The sequence below is a fragment of the Streptomyces sp. NPDC002623 genome, from assembly GCF_053592635.1.
This window is the reverse complement of record NZ_JBSFWB010000033.1, coordinates 25,008-41,705: the sequence shown is the minus strand read 5'-3', so window position 1 is coordinate 41,705 and position 16,698 is coordinate 25,008. Positions and strand designations below refer to the sequence as shown.

22 protein-coding genes are annotated in these 16,698 nt (G+C 68.5%); 1 reads left to right on the top strand and 21 read right to left on the bottom strand.

Annotation, left to right across the window (positions count from 1 at the left end):
• Nucleotides 1–72: 72 nt before the first annotated feature.
• The 21 genes from ACWD4O_RS38790 to ACWD4O_RS38690 form a co-directional block, all read right to left on the bottom strand.
• The gene (locus ACWD4O_RS38790) at nucleotides 73–405 is read right to left on the bottom strand and encodes a hypothetical protein (RefSeq protein ID WP_451287517.1); all 333 of its coding nucleotides are present in this window, start codon (nucleotides 403–405) and stop codon (nucleotides 73–75) included.
• Between the two features lie 176 nt (nucleotides 406–581).
• Nucleotides 582–830 (bottom strand): hypothetical protein, encoded by a 249-nt coding sequence (locus ACWD4O_RS38785; RefSeq protein ID WP_451287515.1) that lies wholly within the window; start codon nucleotides 828–830, stop codon nucleotides 582–584.
• A 132-nt stretch (nucleotides 831–962) separates the two neighbouring features.
• Complete coding sequence (locus tag ACWD4O_RS38780) at nucleotides 963–1,502, bottom strand: hypothetical protein (RefSeq protein WP_451287514.1); 540 nt, start codon at nucleotides 1,500–1,502, stop codon at nucleotides 963–965.
• A gap of 232 nt (nucleotides 1,503–1,734) precedes the next feature.
• Nucleotides 1,735–1,998: a hypothetical protein gene (locus ACWD4O_RS38775; protein WP_451287512.1), complete on the bottom strand. Its 264-nt coding sequence runs from the start codon at nucleotides 1,996–1,998 to the stop codon at nucleotides 1,735–1,737.
• A gap of 840 nt (nucleotides 1,999–2,838) precedes the next feature.
• A complete protein-coding gene (locus ACWD4O_RS38770; RefSeq protein ID WP_451287510.1) occupies nucleotides 2,839–3,957 on the bottom strand; it encodes a ParB/RepB/Spo0J family partition protein in 1,119 nt (372 codons plus the stop codon).
• Complete coding sequence (locus ACWD4O_RS38765) at nucleotides 3,957–4,616, bottom strand: ParA family protein (protein ID WP_451287508.1); 660 nt, start codon at nucleotides 4,614–4,616, stop codon at nucleotides 3,957–3,959. Before ACWD4O_RS38765 ends, ACWD4O_RS38770 begins: the two co-directional genes overlap by 1 nt.
• Before the next feature lie 212 nt (nucleotides 4,617–4,828).
• Nucleotides 4,829–4,969 carry a hypothetical protein gene (locus ACWD4O_RS38760; protein WP_451287506.1) on the bottom strand — a complete coding sequence of 47 codons (141 nt, stop codon included), beginning with the start codon at nucleotides 4,967–4,969 and terminating at the stop codon, nucleotides 4,829–4,831.
• A gap of 10 nt (nucleotides 4,970–4,979) precedes the next feature.
• A complete protein-coding gene (locus ACWD4O_RS38755; protein WP_451287504.1) occupies nucleotides 4,980–5,216 on the bottom strand; it encodes a hypothetical protein in 237 nt (78 codons plus the stop codon).
• A gap of 12 nt (nucleotides 5,217–5,228) precedes the next feature.
• A complete protein-coding gene (locus ACWD4O_RS38750; protein WP_451287502.1) occupies nucleotides 5,229–6,266 on the bottom strand; it encodes a hypothetical protein in 1,038 nt (345 codons plus the stop codon).
• Between the two features lie 72 nt (nucleotides 6,267–6,338).
• Nucleotides 6,339–6,773, bottom strand: a complete 435-nt coding sequence (locus tag ACWD4O_RS38745; RefSeq protein ID WP_451287500.1) for an SLOG family protein — start codon at nucleotides 6,771–6,773, stop codon at nucleotides 6,339–6,341.
• Nucleotides 6,774–6,783: 10 nt separating this feature from the next.
• Nucleotides 6,784–7,584: a DciA family protein gene (locus tag ACWD4O_RS38740; protein ID WP_451287498.1), complete on the bottom strand. Its 801-nt coding sequence runs from the start codon at nucleotides 7,582–7,584 to the stop codon at nucleotides 6,784–6,786.
• Nucleotides 7,581–8,714: a cell wall protein gene (locus ACWD4O_RS38735; RefSeq protein WP_451287497.1), complete on the bottom strand. Its 1,134-nt coding sequence runs from the start codon at nucleotides 8,712–8,714 to the stop codon at nucleotides 7,581–7,583. The genes ACWD4O_RS38740 and ACWD4O_RS38735 overlap by 4 nt, the downstream gene beginning before the upstream one ends.
• A gap of 411 nt (nucleotides 8,715–9,125) precedes the next feature.
• On the bottom strand, nucleotides 9,126–9,644 hold the full coding sequence (locus tag ACWD4O_RS38730; RefSeq protein WP_451287495.1) for a hypothetical protein: 519 nt from the start codon (nucleotides 9,642–9,644) through the stop codon (nucleotides 9,126–9,128).
• Between the two features lie 990 nt (nucleotides 9,645–10,634).
• Nucleotides 10,635–11,072, bottom strand: a complete 438-nt coding sequence (locus tag ACWD4O_RS38725) for a hypothetical protein (RefSeq protein ID WP_451287494.1) — start codon at nucleotides 11,070–11,072, stop codon at nucleotides 10,635–10,637.
• The gene (locus tag ACWD4O_RS38720; RefSeq protein ID WP_451287492.1) at nucleotides 11,069–11,506 is read right to left on the bottom strand and encodes a hypothetical protein; all 438 of its coding nucleotides are present in this window, start codon (nucleotides 11,504–11,506) and stop codon (nucleotides 11,069–11,071) included. Before ACWD4O_RS38720 ends, ACWD4O_RS38725 begins: the two co-directional genes overlap by 4 nt.
• Complete coding sequence (locus tag ACWD4O_RS38715) at nucleotides 11,503–12,387, bottom strand: hypothetical protein (RefSeq protein ID WP_451287490.1); 885 nt, start codon at nucleotides 12,385–12,387, stop codon at nucleotides 11,503–11,505. The genes ACWD4O_RS38720 and ACWD4O_RS38715 overlap by 4 nt, the downstream gene beginning before the upstream one ends.
• On the bottom strand, nucleotides 12,384–12,656 hold the full coding sequence (locus ACWD4O_RS38710; protein ID WP_451287488.1) for a hypothetical protein: 273 nt from the start codon (nucleotides 12,654–12,656) through the stop codon (nucleotides 12,384–12,386). The genes ACWD4O_RS38715 and ACWD4O_RS38710 overlap by 4 nt, the downstream gene beginning before the upstream one ends.
• Before the next feature lie 53 nt (nucleotides 12,657–12,709).
• Nucleotides 12,710–13,039 (bottom strand): hypothetical protein, encoded by a 330-nt coding sequence (locus tag ACWD4O_RS38705; RefSeq protein WP_451287486.1) that lies wholly within the window; start codon nucleotides 13,037–13,039, stop codon nucleotides 12,710–12,712.
• Between the two features lie 100 nt (nucleotides 13,040–13,139).
• Nucleotides 13,140–14,561 (bottom strand): DNA cytosine methyltransferase, encoded by a 1,422-nt coding sequence (locus tag ACWD4O_RS38700; RefSeq protein ID WP_451287484.1) that lies wholly within the window; start codon nucleotides 14,559–14,561, stop codon nucleotides 13,140–13,142.
• Nucleotides 14,558–15,454 (bottom strand): hypothetical protein, encoded by an 897-nt coding sequence (locus tag ACWD4O_RS38695; RefSeq protein WP_451287482.1) that lies wholly within the window; start codon nucleotides 15,452–15,454, stop codon nucleotides 14,558–14,560. Before ACWD4O_RS38695 ends, ACWD4O_RS38700 begins: the two co-directional genes overlap by 4 nt.
• Nucleotides 15,455–15,535: 81 nt before the next feature.
• The gene (locus ACWD4O_RS38690) at nucleotides 15,536–16,075 is read right to left on the bottom strand and encodes a hypothetical protein (protein WP_451287480.1); all 540 of its coding nucleotides are present in this window, start codon (nucleotides 16,073–16,075) and stop codon (nucleotides 15,536–15,538) included.
• A gap of 209 nt (nucleotides 16,076–16,284) precedes the next feature.
• On the opposite strand from ACWD4O_RS38690, the gene ACWD4O_RS38685 reads away from it, so the two are divergent.
• Nucleotides 16,285–16,683, top strand: a complete 399-nt coding sequence (locus ACWD4O_RS38685; protein WP_451287478.1) for a WYL domain-containing protein — start codon at nucleotides 16,285–16,287, stop codon at nucleotides 16,681–16,683.
• Nucleotides 16,684–16,698: the final 15 nt, after the last annotated feature.

The following is a 16,698-nucleotide window of genomic DNA, read 5'->3' as shown; positions in this document are numbered from 1 at the left end:
CGTGGGTGGGGTGGTTGTGCGGCCCGGGCGCGCAGAGGCGGTGTCGTGCGCGGCCGGGCCTGTCCGGGGTGCCTAGTCGGCGGTTTCGCGGTGTCGGTCGGCGCAGGTGTCGCACTGGACGCGTCCGAGGTTGTAGCCCTGCCCGTATTCAATGACGTGGGTGTCGGGGCTGGTGGGGAAGATGGTGGGGCAGTAGCAGGAGCAGCCGCAGCGGCGGATGTGGCCGCCGTACGGGATGCGCAGTCCGGCGACCATGGCGGCGGCGAGCATGAGGGCCAGGTATTCGCCGTTGTCGGCCTGGTCGTCGGCCAACTCCATGTAGTGGTCGAAGCGGTCCTGGTCGTCCAGGGTGAGGGCCGTGTAGTCGGCTTGGGCCTGGTTGTGGGCGTGCGTCATCACGGCCATGGGTGCTCCGGGGTGGTGTGGGTGTACTGCGCCTGCCCTGTGGTGGGGTGGCGTTTCCAACACACCCAACGTAACCCATATTCCATTACGTCGCAATGGGTTGGGTGTTCCGGGCATGAGAAAGCCCCGACCCCACAAGCTGGATCGGGGTCAGGGCTTCGTCAGCAGCGCAACAGTCAGGGCCAGTTCGAGGACGCCCTCAACTTGACCGCGGTCCGGTCCCGGTGGACCTCCAGAATGTCCGACCAGGACACGTACACCCGGCGGCCGCACTTCACGGTCTTCAGGTCGGCTTCCTGCACCCACCGGCGGAGCGTGTTCACGGGTGCCTTGTGGTCGGTCTGGGCCAGGAGGGCGGACGCCTCTTCGTAGGTCACCGGGTCGTCGATCTCAACGGGCAGCGGACTGTAGTGCGTTGCGGCCATGGTCGGCCTCCCATGACGGCGGCTACAGTTCGCAGCTCCAGCAGCCGATACGGGTGGACGCTCGGGGCGCCCGGGGTGCGGGGACGTTCGTGTGCTGTTGTGATGTTGCCATGTAGACCGCCGGGCGGGCGGTCAGGTTGCATTGCGGCGCCAGATTTCTGTGCGGTGGGCCTTCTGTGCGGCGAGCCGGGCGAGTGTCCAGCGTGAAGCCATGCCGTCTGGGGTCCGGCAACGCTTCTGGCTGCACACGGCGCGCTTTGATCCGGTTTCCCAGAACAGGCCGAGGCATCCGCACCTGGGGCAGAACTCTTTGCGGATGGCGTTGTAGTCGCCGAGGCGGATGGCGTGTTCGAGGCGGTGCTGTTCGATGCGCTGGTCTCTGAGGCGCTGTTGGTCTTCGTCGGCGGTGGTGGTGTTTTCGACGTACCAGTCGTAGATGCCCTCGCGCTGTCGTGGCAGGGGTGTGGGGTCGTCGGCGAGGGCGCGGGTGTGGGTGATGACGTCGTGGACGTGCTGGTCGAGGTAGTCGATGAGGTCGAGGTCGAGGGGTGCGCCGGCGACGGCGGATGTGGTGCGGCGTTCGGCGGGGGCGGTTTGGGGGCGCTGGCGGAGGTCTTCGCTGTTGAGGAGGCGGAATGCCCGGGAGGCGGCTCCGGTTGCGTCTTGGCCCATCGTGTCCCCGTCCCTGAGTGGCCTGCCCGGGGGGCGCGGGACGTCCGTAGTGGGGTGCGGGGCGCGCGCCGGGTGGCCGGAAGTGTGTCCTCCGGGTGTGTCCGGACGCCCCATCGTGCCACGGTTGGGGCGGGGGTTGAACAGACTGTCGCAAACGATCTACAGCGGGTGTCCACTGTTACCGTTTCACAACCTTTGTGAAGGTGGACGGTTACCAGGAGTACTGGGACATTCAGGCCAGCAGTCGGGGTGCTTCGAGCATGCCGGTCATCAGACCGTTCAGCCGCTTGAACTCCTCGGGGGTCAGTTTGCCCTGCGCCAGGGCGGCCTTGAGGGCGTTGATAACGATGCCGAGGGTGATGGTGAAGTCCAGGGCGGTCTCGGAGTCGGTCAGGCTGCGGCGGTGGCTGGCGAAGACCGCTTCCACGGTCGCGGCCAGCTTCTGCTCCGGCGTCAGGTCGGGGCCGCTGTGTTCGGGGCCTGTTTGGTCGGGCACGCGCGTCTCCCTGCCTTGGCGGGGGCGGCGAAAGGCGATGACACGTCCCGGGCCGGCGTCGGCGTGCGGCTCGGGACGTGCGGGCTCTGCGGACATCGGGGCGTCTCCGCTCCTCCGGCAGATCGGGAAGGGTGCTCGTTCAGCCGGGTATTCGCAGTACCTGGCCCTCGTGGTCCCGCAGTCTCTGGCTGCCAGGCCCAGTGGTGCGGGATGCCACTGTGGCATCGATGGTGGGTGGGTTGGAACGATTCCATCCCTACTGACAGGGATTCGATCCGCAAGTGGCCAAAGCCTGACGGAGTGTGGCCTAGATGTGCGCTGTCGGTGACGGGGTGGGGGCGTTCCGTCGGGGTGTGAGGAAGCCCCTCCCCTGTCCTGGAGGGTGGGTGGTTGCCGACAACCGCGCTCCGGCCCGGGAGGGGCTTTGAGACCTCACGGGCACAGGCCCGCTCGATGACGGGAGTCTAGTCCGGGAAGTCACCACGCGGGGAGGCCTCATCCCCTGTGAGTTTCCCGGCCGCGGGCGAGGGGCCGGCCGGGTCGGGAGGTGGGGGGTGTGCGCGTGGGCCGGGAAGGCCCGGGTGGGCTGCGATCCACGCACGCGCCGCTCCCGACCGTGCGTCCGCCGGCTCCCCAGAGCCGGCGGAGACACCATCCCTTCACGCAGGTATATGCACTGTGAAGGGGCAGGATGTGAAGATCACCCGGTCGGGGGATACGAAACCCCGGCAACCCACCCAAACTGACCATGGTTCAACTTGGCTTGCCGGGCATCGCAGCCCGTCCGCTGTGCTTGCCGCCGTGCAGCGCAGGAAAGACGGCGAGCACAGCACGAACCCGTCAGGCCGAAGCAGCCGGAGACGCGTCCAGTCCCTTGTCGGAGGCGTGCGCGTTCAGGATCCGCAGGGCACGTTGCAGTTCAACGTCCGGCATCTTCACGATCAGATGATGGGCGATGAAGTAGCCGTCGTCGTACGGCAGCTTGCGGCCTTCGACGCTCTGGTGCGTCTCATCCTGATCGTGGCTCTGCTGCTCTGGCAGGTGAGGCTTCGGATCGGGCACATCTGCCTGCGGCGGAGTGCTCTGGTTTACCGCGGTAAACCGCTCCGGTGTCTTCGTGCGAGCGGGGGACGGCTGCTCGGGTTCCTCCGGCGGCACCGGGGGCGGCACGGGAGACAGTTCGGCGGTCTGGTTTACCGCGGTAAACCGGGGCGTCTCAGGGACCGCCTGAACCGACGCCCGGGTCTCCTGCGATGACGACCAGCCGTCGTGGGCTTCCTTGGCGGCCTTCCGTCGCTCCTTCTCTTCGTCCCACGCAGTCGCCTGAACCTCCTGCGGCAGGCCCGCGATGTCCCGGGCCACGCGGATCGGCAGCTCGCCCACGCTGACCAGATCCTGAAGATCCGGTGTCAGCTTGAGGAGCTTGCGCTGCTGGCTGACCCATCCTTTGGTCTTGCCGTAGTAGACGGCGACCTGGTCGGCTCCTCCGAGCTGGGTGACCATGATGTCGATGCCGAGGGCGCGTTCGATCGGGTCCAGGTCGGCGCGGTCGTTGTTCTCCGACTGCACGGCGTCCAGGAACGCGGCCCTCGATGAGGCGACGTCTTCCTTGTGGACGACCTCGATCGTCGGCCGGCCGACGATACGGGAGGCCCGGTAGCGGCGCTCCCCGTTGGCAATCACGTAGGAGGCGTCGCCGACGTGTTCGGCCTCCTCGGGCCACAGCTTCAGGTAGGCGGCGCGGGAGACGACGACCGCGGGCTGAAGTTGCTCGCGGGCCAGCTTCTCGCCGAACTCCCGGAGCTCTTCTTCGGTGCCGAAGCGGCGCCGCGGGTTGAACCGTGTGGGCACCAGCTTGCTCAGGGGCAGGGACAGCAGGAGCGGGTCGGACTTGCCGGGGACGTCGTCGACTTTCTCGCCGGCGAGCGAGGCCAGGCTGGTGCGGCGGCCGGCTGCCATCACTTCCCTCCCCCGTAGCCGAGCTCCAGGGCAAGGCGGAAGAAGTCCTCGCGGGCTTCCATGGCCACGCGGTTCTTCGGGTACTGGGTGACGACGCGTCCTTCCACGGAGGCGCGGGTGTGGACCTTGTAGCGGCGGATGACAGTCCGGGTGCGGGGCCAACCCTGGGCGTCGATGTATGCCTCGGTTTCCACAAGGTCTGCGGTGCCGTCGCGGGGGTCCCAGTTGTTGACGACGACGTGGAATGGCAGCCCGGTGGGTTCGATGACCTTGGTGATGGTGCGTGCGGTGGGGTCGAAGGCGAGGCCCTCGGGCGGCATCGGCACGATCACGTCGGTGGCGTACTTGAGGGCTTCGAGGAGGAGGGCTTCGTCCTGGAGGCTGCCGGGGGTGTCGATGAAAACGTGCCTGCGCGTGGTGGAGTTCTTGAGGACTTCCGCGACCACGGCCCCGAGGTTCAGGGTGGTGGTGGTCTTGCCGACGCCGCCCTTCTGGTTGGCGATGACGTGGACGTCGGCGCCGGTGTCCTTCAGGACTGCGAGGTTCTCGGGGGTTTCGTGTTCCTGGGAGAAGTCGAAGGGCAGGTCGGTGATCCGGTTGGCCCACCAGACGGTTGAGGCCTGGGGGTCGATGGATACGACGTATACGGCAGCTGGCATTGCGTGCTCCGTGTGCTTCCCGTGGGTTCCGGTACTTCGGGCACGGGGCATCATTCCAGACTGCTGTCCGCCGGCTGGCGGGGACACCGGCATTTCACCCGTGCGGGGCGTCCCGGGGGCCGGGGCGGTTTACCGCGGTAAACCGACGGGCGGCATCCTGCGGCGGGCCGGGTCGGGTGGCAGCGGTTTACCGCGGTAAACCAGGCCTCCCGTCAGTCCTCGTCGTCCTGGTCTTCGTGGCTCGTCCACGGTGCGCCGCTCTCGTACTCGGGCTGGCGAAAGATCTGGTCGGTCTCCCAGGCGGTGGGCGGCCGTTGGCCCGGTATGAACGGGCGAGGCGTCGGTGTGGGCATGGCGGGTCCTTCAGGGGGTGGGGCCGGCCAAGTGGCGGCGGATGTGCTGGTTCAGCATCGCGAGTTCCACGGCGGCCTGGTAGCAGTCGCGGGCCTCCGCCTCAGGCAGGTGGCTGTGGGCGAAGAAGAAGTCGGCGGTGGTCTTCCAGCAGTCCCCGGTCATGGAGTGGTAGTCGGCGTGCTCGAGGCACATGCCGTGGACTCTGGTCGGTGCGGCGGGTGGCGCGGCGGCGAGGGGTGTGGGCAAGGCGGTCTCCGTTCAGGCGGCGGTCTCGGGGGCGCGGTAGCCGTAGCGGGCTCGGTCGCGGCAAAGGTGATCCACCGCCATGCCGCACACGACCTGAGGCCAGCGTGGGTTGTCTGGGGTGATGCCTTCGATAACGAAGGAGCTGCTGAAGTACTCGTCGCCCTTCCAGGAGTGGTTACGGACGGGGATGCCCGGCTTGCAGTTCCACTCCGCACGCCAGAACGTCCTTACCGGTCCGCGTCGGCGGCGGGTCTGCCACTGCTCGAGGTGGACGGTGACGTCGTGGCTGTCGCCTTCCGGCATTCGGATGACCGCGGGTACGTCGTCGGTGGAGCTGACCTTCTCGTTCTTCCGCGGTCCCAGCAGGTAGTCACGCGGGTCGATGGCCACGCTGCCGCTCATCCATATCGGGTCGCTGGCGCGGTGCTCGTCGCGGCGGGCCCACACCTGCCAGGACAGTCGGCCGGCGTACAAGGACAGGCCGGTCTCGCGGGACTGGTAGCCGGTGGGGTTCAGGCGGCGTTGCAGCCACCTTCCGTGGTCTTCGGTGTGCAGGTAGAGGGATCCGATTGGTCCGAGCCGGATGCTGGCGGCGAGTACCTGTTCGCTGCCGCAGTTGCCGACCTTGACGTCGATGCCGACGGTCCGCCACTTCGACTTGCCGATGTGGACCTCTCCGCCGACCGTTCCGACCGGCTGCGCGGGGAAGGGCCCGGGATGGCCGGAGACGGTGGGCTTGATTCCCTTGCGTGCCAGCTGCTTACGAACTGTCGGGGAGAGCGGCTGGGTCGGGGTGAGGGGGCCGGTGTACGGCTGGCCGATGTTCCACTGGTTCGGGTCGAGGTTGCCTTGGGGTTCGGCGCGCATGCCGCATCGGGCGCATGCCACCCACCGGCAGGGGGTGTCGGTTCCGTCCACGACGGGCTTGTGTCCGAGCAGGCGGCATAGGGGGATGAGGCGGGGGACGTCGCTGGCCCAGAAGGTGCGGCTGACGAGGAGGCCGGGCTGGTGGTCCTCGCCCGTGTTGCGGTCGATGCTGCGGAAGCGCATGCGGTTCTCCCGGGGGCGTTGTGGTTTACCGCGGTAAACGCTCCCGCAGATCCCGGATCGTGTTGCCCCTGCTCAGTCCGCGGTGATGGTCCAGTCCGGGATGCCAGCCGCCCGGGCGCGGCGCAGGCAGTCCGCTGTACCGCTGGAGTTCCGGTAGGACGCGGCCACGAACAGTACGGGGCGCTCGTCGACCATCCGCTGGTTGCGGCGGTGGCCGGCCAGAGGGCAGTACTCGGATCCGCGGCGGTTGCGGCGCCGGTGACCGGGTGGGCACTCGGGTGCGCAGGGGCCGTTCCAGTCGGCGGGAAACTCTCGGATCAGTAGGCCCGTTCGCCAGGCCCATTCGTGGCCGATGGTGTCGACCCCTTCGGCACAACCGTGCATCAGCTGAGCGTTGTTGTAGCCGATCTCAAGGGCCTCGTGCAGCACGGTCAGGAGGGTGTCCTCCAGCAGTTGCGGGTAGGGCCAGAGGCGGCTCCCGGTCAATCCGATCAGGGCGACGGGCATATCGGCTCCTTCAGGCAGCGCCGGACGGGCGTTGGGGTTCTGTGGTTGCGGATCGGTCCTGCCGCATACGGGCGATGGCTGCTTGCCTGGATGCCTCAGTGCTGGCGCGTGCACGACGCGCGGTCTGCTCGGTTTCGACCCGGGCCCAATACGCTTCGCGGTCCTGGCTGTCGGGCAGCCGGTTGGCGCGGAGGGCAGCTTCCTGGCGACAACGTGCTTCTTCCTCGTAGGAGGTCTCTGGCGGCAGGACGAGTCGGTTCTCGAGGGCCAGGGCGAGCGTCTCGCGGTATCCCGGTTGGGCCGCTTCCCGGGTCTTTACCGGAGCCTCCAGGGAGGGCACGACATGCCCGGTCGGAACCGCGGTCTCCGGTGTTTGGGCGTGTCCGCCGGGCGGGAGGATGCGCAGTTCCCGAACGCTTCGGTTGCCGGTCTTCTCGTGGATGCGGGTGAGGATCTGCTGCTGGTGGAGGCGTAGCTGGGTGGCGTAGGCGTGGGACACGGGCTGGAGGTGGAGGACGGCGGCGTCGTGCTCGAAGCGGACCGCATCCGCTTTGCCGACGAGTTCGGGGGCGATGCCGGGCCACTGGTCGAGGATGCTGCCGCCGGTCTCCGGGGGTTCCCAGCCGCGGTCGGTCATCATCTGGGTGATCGCTCCGCCCAGTCCCATGGGGTCGCTCAGGCGGCGGCGGGATGAGCTGGTGGCGGTGCGGCGCTTCTTCCGGTCTGGCTGCACGGGCCGGGTCTTGGCGTCGGCGCGGGCTGCGGCGAGCGCGGCGCGGGCGAGGTCGATTCCGGAGGGATGCTGGGTCATGCGGGGCTCCCGTTGAGGAAGGCGAGGATGTCGGCTTCGGCGTTCCATTCGGTGGTGCCGGACAGGTCGTCGAGGCCGCGGGTACGGCAGGTCTGCCGGTAGCGGTCGATGCCCTGCTGGACGGCGGCCATGAGGTCGATGCGGGTTTCGGCCCGGGCCTGGAATGCGCCTTCGGCCGGGTTCTCCATCTCGAAGCGGGCTGCTGCCTCGGCCTGTCGGGCGGTGGTTCGGGCGCGGTCGGCGAGGACGGTGGAGATGTAGGCGGCCGGGGCCTTGGGCCGCCATCCGGTGCCGGGGCACAGGCCGTGCAGGTATTCGGCGATGGAGTACGAGTTCATGCCGTGGTCGATGAGGGGCCGCAGGCTGAACGCGAGACGGCGCAATCCTTCGCGCTGGGTCCAGTTGACGAGGGGGCGGACCTGGCGGGCGATGAGGATGTCCTTGGCGACCTGGAGGGCGTGCCGACCGGTCCCCGTCTGGCTGCTGCGCTTTTCGATCTGAGGGATGGGGGACGCGGCGTCGTCTCGCGGAGCTTGCGAGGTGTAGTTACTACCCCCCACCATCTTCAGCTTTCCCTCTTCCTCTCCTGAGGTAAGGGAAGGGGGCTCACAGGCCTCGAGACCGGAGTTATCCACAGGCGGGTTATCCACAGGGGTTCCCGGCCAGGCGTTGTGGTTCTGGGTGGGGATCTGGTTGGGCTTCTGGCGGCCGCGGTAGTCGACGATGATCCGGGCGTTGTAGCCGGTGCCGACGATGCGGTGGCCCATGGCGTGGTCGTAGGCCGGGGGGATCACCCCGGCGTACACGGTGGCGGTGGCGGCGTAGCCCTTGAGCCCCATCGCCTGGCGGATGTTGGTCCGGGTGCCGTGCTGCACCCAGGCCAGTGCCCCCAGCTCACGGAGGTAGGAGATGTGGCGCTTCACGGTGGCGCGGGACATCCCGAGACGGACAGTCATCTCGTCCAGGCAGTAGCGGGCGTGCCCGAGGTCGTAGTCCATGCGGGCGGCGAGGTCTTCGGCGACTGTGAGCGTGGTGGCGTTCGCGCGGCCGTGTAGGCCGGCTGCGATCAGCCACTCGACTGCGCGAAGCCACCGACGCGGGCCCGACCGCCTCGAGGGAGTGTTCGCCACTTCTTGGGCAGCTCCTCGGACGGGGACCTGACCTTGACTGTAGTCGAACGGGGGTTCGATTTCGACTGTGGTGGCGTGTGCGTCACTCGGGCACTGGGTGTCTCCCGATCGGGGGGAAATAAGCCGCGAATCGGGTACGCGTGGGGAGGGAAGCTGACAAGTAAGGGTGCGCTGAGGCACTATGGGTCCCGTCTTCTTGACGAGGGCACAAAAGAGCCCCCGCTTCGGTGGGTGTTCTTGGTTCTGGCGAACCTTTGAAAGTCGCTCACCGGGTTGGCGCCCGGAGGGCCTTAGATCGGATTGGCGTCCGATCCGTGGTGTGAGGGCCGCAGAGGCCCGGAAGGTGTTGGCGCACCAAACCGGGAAAGCGGCCCGGGCGGTTGAGGAGTCTCCCGCCCGGTATGAGCTACGTCATCGGCTACCTCTTCCGATCTCCGGTGGGAGTCCCTGCGCGCTTGCTGCACGGGGATGCTGTGGTGGCTCCAAGGCCTGCGCGATGCGGATCATTTGCGATCCCAGGCGAAGGGCTTCAGCGGCGGCAACCTGGACTTCGACCTCGCGTCCCGTCGCGTACTTCTTATTGCCATCAGTGATCTGGATCGTGAAGCACACGTGGTGATGCGATCTGGCTTCGGCCATCAGGCTGTCTTGGCCGAGGATGGGCTGATCCCGACGACGACGCGTGCCCGTGAAGAACGTCCTCGGGAAGGCGAAGCTGGTGACCCGGCCAACCCAGGAAGCTTTACGTCCCGCCCCGTTGGGACGGCGACTTCCCAGAAAGCTCAGCCGGCTCAGGGCCAGCTCGGCAGTCTCACGGATCTCCGCCACGGAAGCGTTCGGGTTCGTGGCTAGGTCTTGGATGGACCGGAGAGCTTCCGTAGCGAGCAGCATCGGAGGCATGGCGAGGAAATCCCCGCCCTGGGTGGTCATGCGACGGTGAGAGTAGTGGTGACAGGACCCCGCTTGTTCGCCGGTGTGATCTTCACGGCGCTGGCTGGGGTTCCACTGTCTGATAGCCCCGGACTCCGGGTACGCTTCGTCACGTCGACACCTTCGTAGGAGTTGTGTGTCGGCCCGGCCCCGCAGAATCCCAGCGTTCGCTGCGCTGGGTGCGGGGCCGTTCCTTTGTCTGTGTGCGCCTGTCAGCCGGTTCTGAATCTGACTGGATGTCTGACGCCAGGATCAGCCTACCCGTTGGGCTCACCGTCTGTCTCCATTCCTGTGTGCGCGTTTTTGATCAGACTTGTCGTCAGATATCCAGGTCATCGGCCCGGGCTGAGTGCCTGCGGTTCTGTCCTACAACTTTGGGAAACAAATAACCTGATCATGCTCCACGGTCCGCCCTGGTCAGGACGGCGCAGGGCCGTGGTCAACCTGGCCCAGGGACTCCTGACAAAGACAGCCGTCCACGGGGGACCAGGACGGGCACACGCTCGTCACCCCCGCGGCCTGGTGTTCGCACGGCTCGTTCCAGCAGGGTTCGGTGCAGCCGCACTTGTCGTTGTTGTGCCATCCGGTGACGGGCTGGCGACACGTTTGGCAGATCAGGTAGGGGTTGGCGAATTCGACGTGGACGTGGGTTCGGGTGTGGGTGCGGACGAGGGTCACGGCTGGGGGTCTCCTTCCTGGCCGGTGAAGCCGCCGGTGTCGAGCAGGTGGTGGACCCGGGCCATGAGGCGTTCGCCGAAGGCGGGCCCCATACGGTGGGCCAGGGCGAGGAGTTCGGTAATGAGCGCGGCGGCCTGTCACGGTTTCGACTTCGGTGACGGTGGTGGCGTCCAGGATGACGGCGTTGGTGGTGTCGACGATGACGCTGTTGCGGTCGTGGGGTCCGCCGGGTCCGGCGATGTCGCCTCCGGTCTTGCGGGGGTCTCCGCTGATGCGGCGTCCGGTCTTCTTGCGGGGCACGGGATGTCTCCTTCAGGCGGTGAGGGTGGCGGGGGCGTCGTGTGCGGGTCTGGCCGGGAGGTGGAGGACGACGGGCCGGGTCTCCTCCACGGTGTCCGGGGCGGGTTCGGGAGCTGCGCGTCGTCCGGCGCGGGCTTGGCGGTGGGCGGCCGTGCAGTCGTCGCACCGGCACTTCAGGTGGTTGTACCGGTACTCGTCGTGCGGCTTGTCGTCCCAACGCGCCGCCCGGCCTGCCGTCTTGGCGGTGTCGCGGGCTTCGCGGAAGGCGGGGTCGTTGGTGGCGTGGTGGTTGACGGTGCGTCGGTCGACGCCGACGGCGGCCGCGGCCTGGTTGAGGTTCAGCCCGGCGGTGACGTGCTTCAGGTAGGCGGTCTTCTGGCCGTCGGTGAAGACGGTGGGGCGTCCGCGGCCGCGCCCGGGCGGGCGGGCACCGCGGGTCGGCCGGGTCACCAGTGCCCGCCACGCGTGTCGTCGCCGCCGGTGGGGGTGCGTTCGTGGTCCGGTTCCGGCTCGGCAGCCGCGGCGCGGGCGGTGTGGCCGGCGGTGCGGGCCATGGCCGTGTACCCGGCGTCCGAGAGGGCGTCCCGGAGCCGGGCCAGGGTGTCGCGGTGGAATCGGGGCGCGACAGCCAGACGGCCGGCGCGGTAGCCGACAGCGAGCGCGGTGTCCCATACGCGCTGCACGGCCTCCGGCGGCAGGTCGGGGAAGAGTAGGTCGGGCAGCTTGGCCGGACGGCCGACGGTGTCCAGCATGGCGGCGGCAATCAGGCCGGCGAGGAAGGCGGCGCTGGTGTGCGCGGTGCCGTCCAGGGCCCGGTCCACGGTGGGGTCGGTGCCGAACAGCGTCGGGGCCGCAGAAGCGGGCGTTGGGGCGGTGGTGGTCATGCTGCGGCCTCCAGGACCCGGGCGCGCACGGGCAGTTCGGTCACCAGGGCGTTCGGTCCGTCCCCCTGGTCCAGGTCGTCGATGGTGAGCTGGCCTTCGATGCGGGTGAAGCGTTCGCGGCGCAGGGCGGGGACGCGGGCCGGCTCGTACGGTCCCGGCTCCGGCAACCTGACCACCGACAGCAGGGTCTTCGGATTCGGGGTGGTCTGGCGTGGGCGCCGGGGGCGGGCCGGCGGCTTCGGCACGGCAGGAACGGTGCCGTCGTCGTCCACGACGTCCACCCCGTCCAGCAGGCCCCGTTCTGCGGCCGCGTGCAGGAGTTGCATCCGGGTTGCGGGCTTGGCCAGGCCGAGCTTGGTGACGAGGATGGACCGCTGCCAGTTCGCCGTCCGCACGTCCGTCCCCGCGGCCTCCGCAACCGCCTCCGGTGTGGTGTGGCAGGCCAGGGCGCGCAGGACGTCCGTCTTCTGCTCGGTGTGCAGCTGGCGGTCCGGCGCGGGAACGACAGGCTGCGCAATGGCCTTCTTGTAGGCGACGAACGCCCGGTGCCGCTCCAACATGGTTCGGCCCCCGAGGACCGCGTACGGCTCCGCCAGCTTGCCGTCCGGGGTGACGCTCGCGCCGTAGGCGTCGCACTGCACCATCACCGGGCAGCCCATGCACACGTCCACCGCCGCCTGCTCCCGGGCCTTCCGCGCTTCCGGGTCCTCGCCGCCGTCCAGGTCCGGGGCCTGCCAGGCCGTCACCGGGACAGTCAGGTCGCCGGCGGCGAGGTGCGGCTGGTCCACGTCGGGGGCGCAGCCGCGGTATCGGAAACGGCGGTGCTCGGTGAACTCTCTGCTGGCGGTGGCGGCGTCCAGGCGGGTGGTGGTCTGGGTCATCGGGGTCCCCCTTCCGGGTGGTGGCTGTGGGTGGCGAGTGCTTCGGTCAGCACCAGGTCGGCTTCGGATACGGCGTGATGGGCGTGCACGGCGGCGGCCAGGCGGACGCTGAACGCTTGAAGGTCGCGGTGCTGGAGTTGGCCGGTGATACGGCGCGCGGCGCGCTCCGCATCGAGAGCGCGCCGCAGACGGTGCAGTCTGTACAGGCTGGCCGCCACGGTGGTGCAGGCGGCGAGCGCGGCCAGGAAACGGATGGGGGGTGCTGGCACGACGCTCACCTCCAGACGGGGTGTGCCAGACGAGCGGGCAGAGGTTGTGCGGATCAGGGGTGATAGAGGCTGTGCGTACGGGCGGTGTCCTTCAGTAGGCCCTCACCCCACGCGTCCACCGGCGGGCCGCCGAGGTCGGTGGGGTCGTAGAAGTCGGCCACCCGATCCAGCTCGGCGGCCAGGACCTGGTCGACCGCCCACGTCAGGCGCTCCTTGCGGACCTGGCGTTCCCGGGCTTCGACGGCCAGCTGCGCGTACACGGTGGGCCGGCCCGACGCCGGGATCCTGCAGCGGCGCCGCCAGCGGCCGACCAGCGCGAAGAACGCGACGTAGAAGCCGGACACGCCCAGGACGGCGCCCAGCGCGATAAGGGAAGAGGGCATGGCGGAACTCCGTTCGGCGACAGCCGGGTGTGTGAGAGATGCGCCCGAATGGGCGGAAGCCGTGGCCCGCATCGCAATCGGATGCGGGCCACGGCAACGGTCAGGCAGCCAGGTGCACTTCGGTGACCGTGTCGACGGCCACCCCGAGGACCGACTCCCGGAGCATCGCGAACAGATCACGTGCCGACGGCGGGGTCACAGCGTTTCCGGTCAGGCGGACACGCTCGCGCTTGTTGCCCAGCCAGATGTACGAGCCGGGGAACTCCATGGCTGCCGCGTATTCCGCCGGCTCCAGCATGCGAAAGCCCAGGTCTTCGACAGAGACAGCGACGCCTCCCTTCAGCAGGGCGTGTCGGTCGACCGTGGTCACCGTCGGCAGGGGCTCGCCCACGGGCCGGGCGTTGCCGTTGCCGTAGTACGGCACGACCAGGTCCGGTACAGCCAGACCGTGGTGGTTGCCGGACGCGCACACCGTGGCGAGCGGGTCGGACACGGGCCGATGCTTCGAGCCGCCGCCGCGAAGCTCCACAATGTACGGAGGGATGGCGACACCAGTCTCGTTGCGGGCGGTGCAGGTACGCATCGGCTGATCGACGGGCCGGGCAACCTTGCCCTCACGGCCCTCAACCGGCACCAGAAGCGGCACCCCGTACGTCGTGTAGCCGTCGGAAACCCGCGCCATCGTCTTCTCAGCGAGCGGCCTCTCCCGATCCCCGATACGCACTGCGGGCAGCTTCCAGTCGATCGCATCGGCGGCCGGCCGGACTGCGGGGAACACCTCAGCGTGGCAGCGGGCCGTCGGGCACCGCCACACGTACTGCTGCTTGTACTTGCCGTAGCGGCGCTGCGGGTTCTTCCACGCCTGCACGCCCCGCACCTGCTTGTCACAGTTTTGGCAGTACGCCGACGGCCGAGTCCACTTGTCGAAGTCCGGGTCTCGCTCGCCTTCCAACCAGAACACCACGTACAGGCGGTCGCGGGACTGGGGCGCTCCGGGGCCCAGCGCTTGGGCGTGCATCGAGTTCAGGCACACCAGGCGGGAGCGGTACTTCATGGCGTGCATTGCGGCGATCCAGGCAGGCCACAGGATCCAGTCGCGGGCGTCGACGACGTTCTCGACGATGATGGCCCGGTAGCGGTGGTACTCGGCGAAGCGGACGACGTCCCACATGGTGGCCCGGGAGCGTTCGGCGGCCTCGTCGGGGAGGACCTCGCCGAACAGGTCCGGTGTGGCGTCCCGGTGCCGGCGGGCACCCTTGGCGATGGAGTGGTTGGTGCAGCTGGGGCTGAACCAGGCGAACGTGGTGGTGGGGTAGCGGCGCGGGTCGACCTGGGAGATGTCGGCGCAGTCGTGGTCGGTGTCGGGGTGGTTGGCTTCGTGGACCTTGACGGCCAGGCCCCAGTGGTTCAGCGCGGTACGGACGATGCCGCCCGCCTGCCGTATGCCGGTGGAAGAGCCTTCCGCACCGGCGAAACCGTCGGTCGAGTCAGCAGCAAGGGTGCGTCGGTTGACCAGCATCATGCGGCCCTCCTCTCCGTGTCGCCGCCCTGCGCGGCCTTCAGTTGGTTGATCCGGGTCTCCAGCAGCGCGTCAAACGTCGTCCACGCCGCCTCCGGAGGCGGCCCCTGAACCCGGTCCTGCGACAGACCCATCTGCTTGCCCTCGATACGGATCTGCGTCAGCGCCAGGGCGTTCCCCCAGCAGTTCCGGTACTGCTCCGTGAGTCGGGCGAACGCGGCTTCCCGGGACTCCTTGGACTGCTCCGGGGAGTCCTGCTTAGTCTGGCGTTGGCCAGCCGGCGTGGACTGACATGCGTCTGGGGTGTCCTGCTCGGATTCGGCGATCTCCAGGTCCGACGACGTCCACAGATCCAGCGCCATCCCAAACCGCATGCCCGCGTTACGGATCGCGTCGCCAATGATTTCCTTCACGGCGTCGCCACCCGACTTACCCTCCGCATTGCCGTAGCCCAGCCGTTCCATCCCGCACACGATCAGACGGATCCACAGACCCCGGTTCTGGTCGTACTGCGGCAGCCCCGCCTGATCGATCGACAGCGGCTTCCAATCCCAGAACGGGTCCACGTTCAGCAGCCGGTTGGTGGCCTCTGCGTGGCCTACGAACTTCAGGTCGATGTGCGCGGTCGTCATGTTCTGCCCGCAGCGGCGGCACTGCCTGCGCTCGTGGTCCGTCCGGTTGCACGTTCCCTTCGCATCCCGGCACGCTTTGCACCAGACGCGGGGCAGGTAGCGGATCTCTGAATCGGGGAACGGCTCGCGCAGCTTGCGCAGGGCCTCGATCTGCTCTTCTCGGGTGTACCCGAAGGTGTTGGCGGGGCGGGTGTCCTGGTTTTGGGTGTGCGAGGTGGGGCCCTCCGCCTGTGTGGTGGCGGGGGCCTCGATGGCGGCTGCCACGTGAGGTCTCCTATGAGGGTTGTACGTGAGGGGGCGGGGCCGGTCTGGTAGTCGGCGTTCCAGCCGGCCCCCGCGCCCGGGCTACTCGGCTGCGGTGCCGTCTGCCGGGGTGGTCACACCGCGCTGGTCGTCATCTGTGATGCCGTACTCCTCATACAGCCACGCCGCAGCCACCAGACCCGGCGTCACCGTCCAGCCCAGCTCCTGCGACCGGGCAGGGCACAGCGCCTGGACCCCGTCGCGCAGCTGGTCGGAGGGGCGGATGTTGAGGTTCTCCTTCACCGTCTGCGAATTGCGCACAGAGCGCAGCGGCTTCGCCGGAACGAACGCGCCGGCGATGAACTGGCGGAAGCCCTCATCCACCACCCGGGCCAGGTTCTCCCCGGCCTCCTCCGCCATCCGGTAGATCGCAGCCTTGACCGTCTTGTTCATGGCGATGGCCATGTTCCGGTCGGCTGCGGTGACCTTCTCCGGCTTCCGCAGGAGTTCCCAGCCGCGGGGGGCCAGGACGGCGTCGACGGCTTCGGCCAGGTCGTTGTCACCGCCTGTGTGAAGGCGGTCGGCGAGCACGGTCAGTCGGGCGCGGACGACGTCGGGGGCGAGTCGGCGGCTGCGCGGCATGCGCGGTCCTTTCGGCGGGCGCCCGCCGCCTGTGGGCCGGTTCGGCGGGTGCGTGGGGGCAGTTGCCAACCCAGTGTCCTCCATATCTGATTGCGCCCGCCATGGTGGTGGCGTGCGGGGGGTGTGACCACCACAGTACGCGTAAACCCCTTGCGTGCGCAATGGAGTATGGATACTGTTCTCTCATCACCACAGCGAGGGGACATCACATGCGGATCACCAAGAACCAGACCACGACCCGCACGCTCACCGACCTGTGCCGCGCTGCCGATCACAAGCACGCCGTCACGATCACCTACCTAGACGAGAACGGCGACGAGACCATCCGCACGATCGAGCCGTACGACGTACGCACCACCAAGTCCGGCAGCATCCGCGTCCACGCCATGTGCCGGCTCCGGGGCGACGCCCGATCCTTCGACGTACGCCGGATCGTCTCCTACACCTGCCACCGGATCGCCTTCGTGATCGACCGTCCCCTGGCAACGTCCCCGGCAGGAAACGTCATCGTGGTCCGCAGCGCCAACCAGCTCATCGCCCGTGAACTCGGACGCGACTACCTTCCTACCCGCCGCCTCACCCGAGACCAGACCGCGCTTGCTGCCTAGGAGGAATTCCGTGCA

Coding starts and splice junctions, on each gene's coding strand:
- ACWD4O_RS38715 (WP_451287490.1), bottom strand. CDS start 12,387: ATGACCCAGACCACCACCCGCCTGGACGCCGCCACCGCCAGCAGAGAG.
- ACWD4O_RS38760 (WP_451287506.1), bottom strand. CDS start 4,969: ATGCCCACACCGACGCCTCGCCCGTTCATACCGGGCCAACGGCCGCCC.
- ACWD4O_RS38730 (WP_451287495.1), bottom strand. CDS start 9,644: ATGACCACCCAGGGCGGGGATTTCCTCGCCATGCCTCCGATGCTGCTC.
- ACWD4O_RS38790 (WP_451287517.1), bottom strand. CDS start 405: ATGGCCGTGATGACGCACGCCCACAACCAGGCCCAAGCCGACTACACG.
- ACWD4O_RS38685 (WP_451287478.1), top strand. CDS start 16,285: ATGCGGATCACCAAGAACCAGACCACGACCCGCACGCTCACCGACCTG.
- ACWD4O_RS38745 (WP_451287500.1), bottom strand. CDS start 6,773: ATGCCCGTCGCCCTGATCGGATTGACCGGGAGCCGCCTCTGGCCCTAC.
- ACWD4O_RS38740 (WP_451287498.1), bottom strand. CDS start 7,584: ATGACCCAGCATCCCTCCGGAATCGACCTCGCCCGCGCCGCGCTCGCC.
- ACWD4O_RS38705 (WP_451287486.1), bottom strand. CDS start 13,039: ATGCCCTCTTCCCTTATCGCGCTGGGCGCCGTCCTGGGCGTGTCCGGC.
- ACWD4O_RS38720 (WP_451287492.1), bottom strand. CDS start 11,506: ATGACCACCACCGCCCCAACGCCCGCTTCTGCGGCCCCGACGCTGTTC.
- ACWD4O_RS38690 (WP_451287480.1), bottom strand. CDS start 16,075: ATGCCGCGCAGCCGCCGACTCGCCCCCGACGTCGTCCGCGCCCGACTG.
- ACWD4O_RS38780 (WP_451287514.1), bottom strand. CDS start 1,502: ATGGGCCAAGACGCAACCGGAGCCGCCTCCCGGGCATTCCGCCTCCTC.
- ACWD4O_RS38700 (WP_451287484.1), bottom strand. CDS start 14,561: ATGATGCTGGTCAACCGACGCACCCTTGCTGCTGACTCGACCGACGGT.
- ACWD4O_RS38765 (WP_451287508.1), bottom strand. CDS start 4,616: ATGCCAGCTGCCGTATACGTCGTATCCATCGACCCCCAGGCCTCAACC.
- ACWD4O_RS38770 (WP_451287510.1), bottom strand. CDS start 3,957: ATGGCAGCCGGCCGCCGCACCAGCCTGGCCTCGCTCGCCGGCGAGAAA.
- ACWD4O_RS38785 (WP_451287515.1), bottom strand. CDS start 830: ATGGCCGCAACGCACTACAGTCCGCTGCCCGTTGAGATCGACGACCCG.
- ACWD4O_RS38750 (WP_451287502.1), bottom strand. CDS start 6,266: ATGCGCTTCCGCAGCATCGACCGCAACACGGGCGAGGACCACCAGCCC.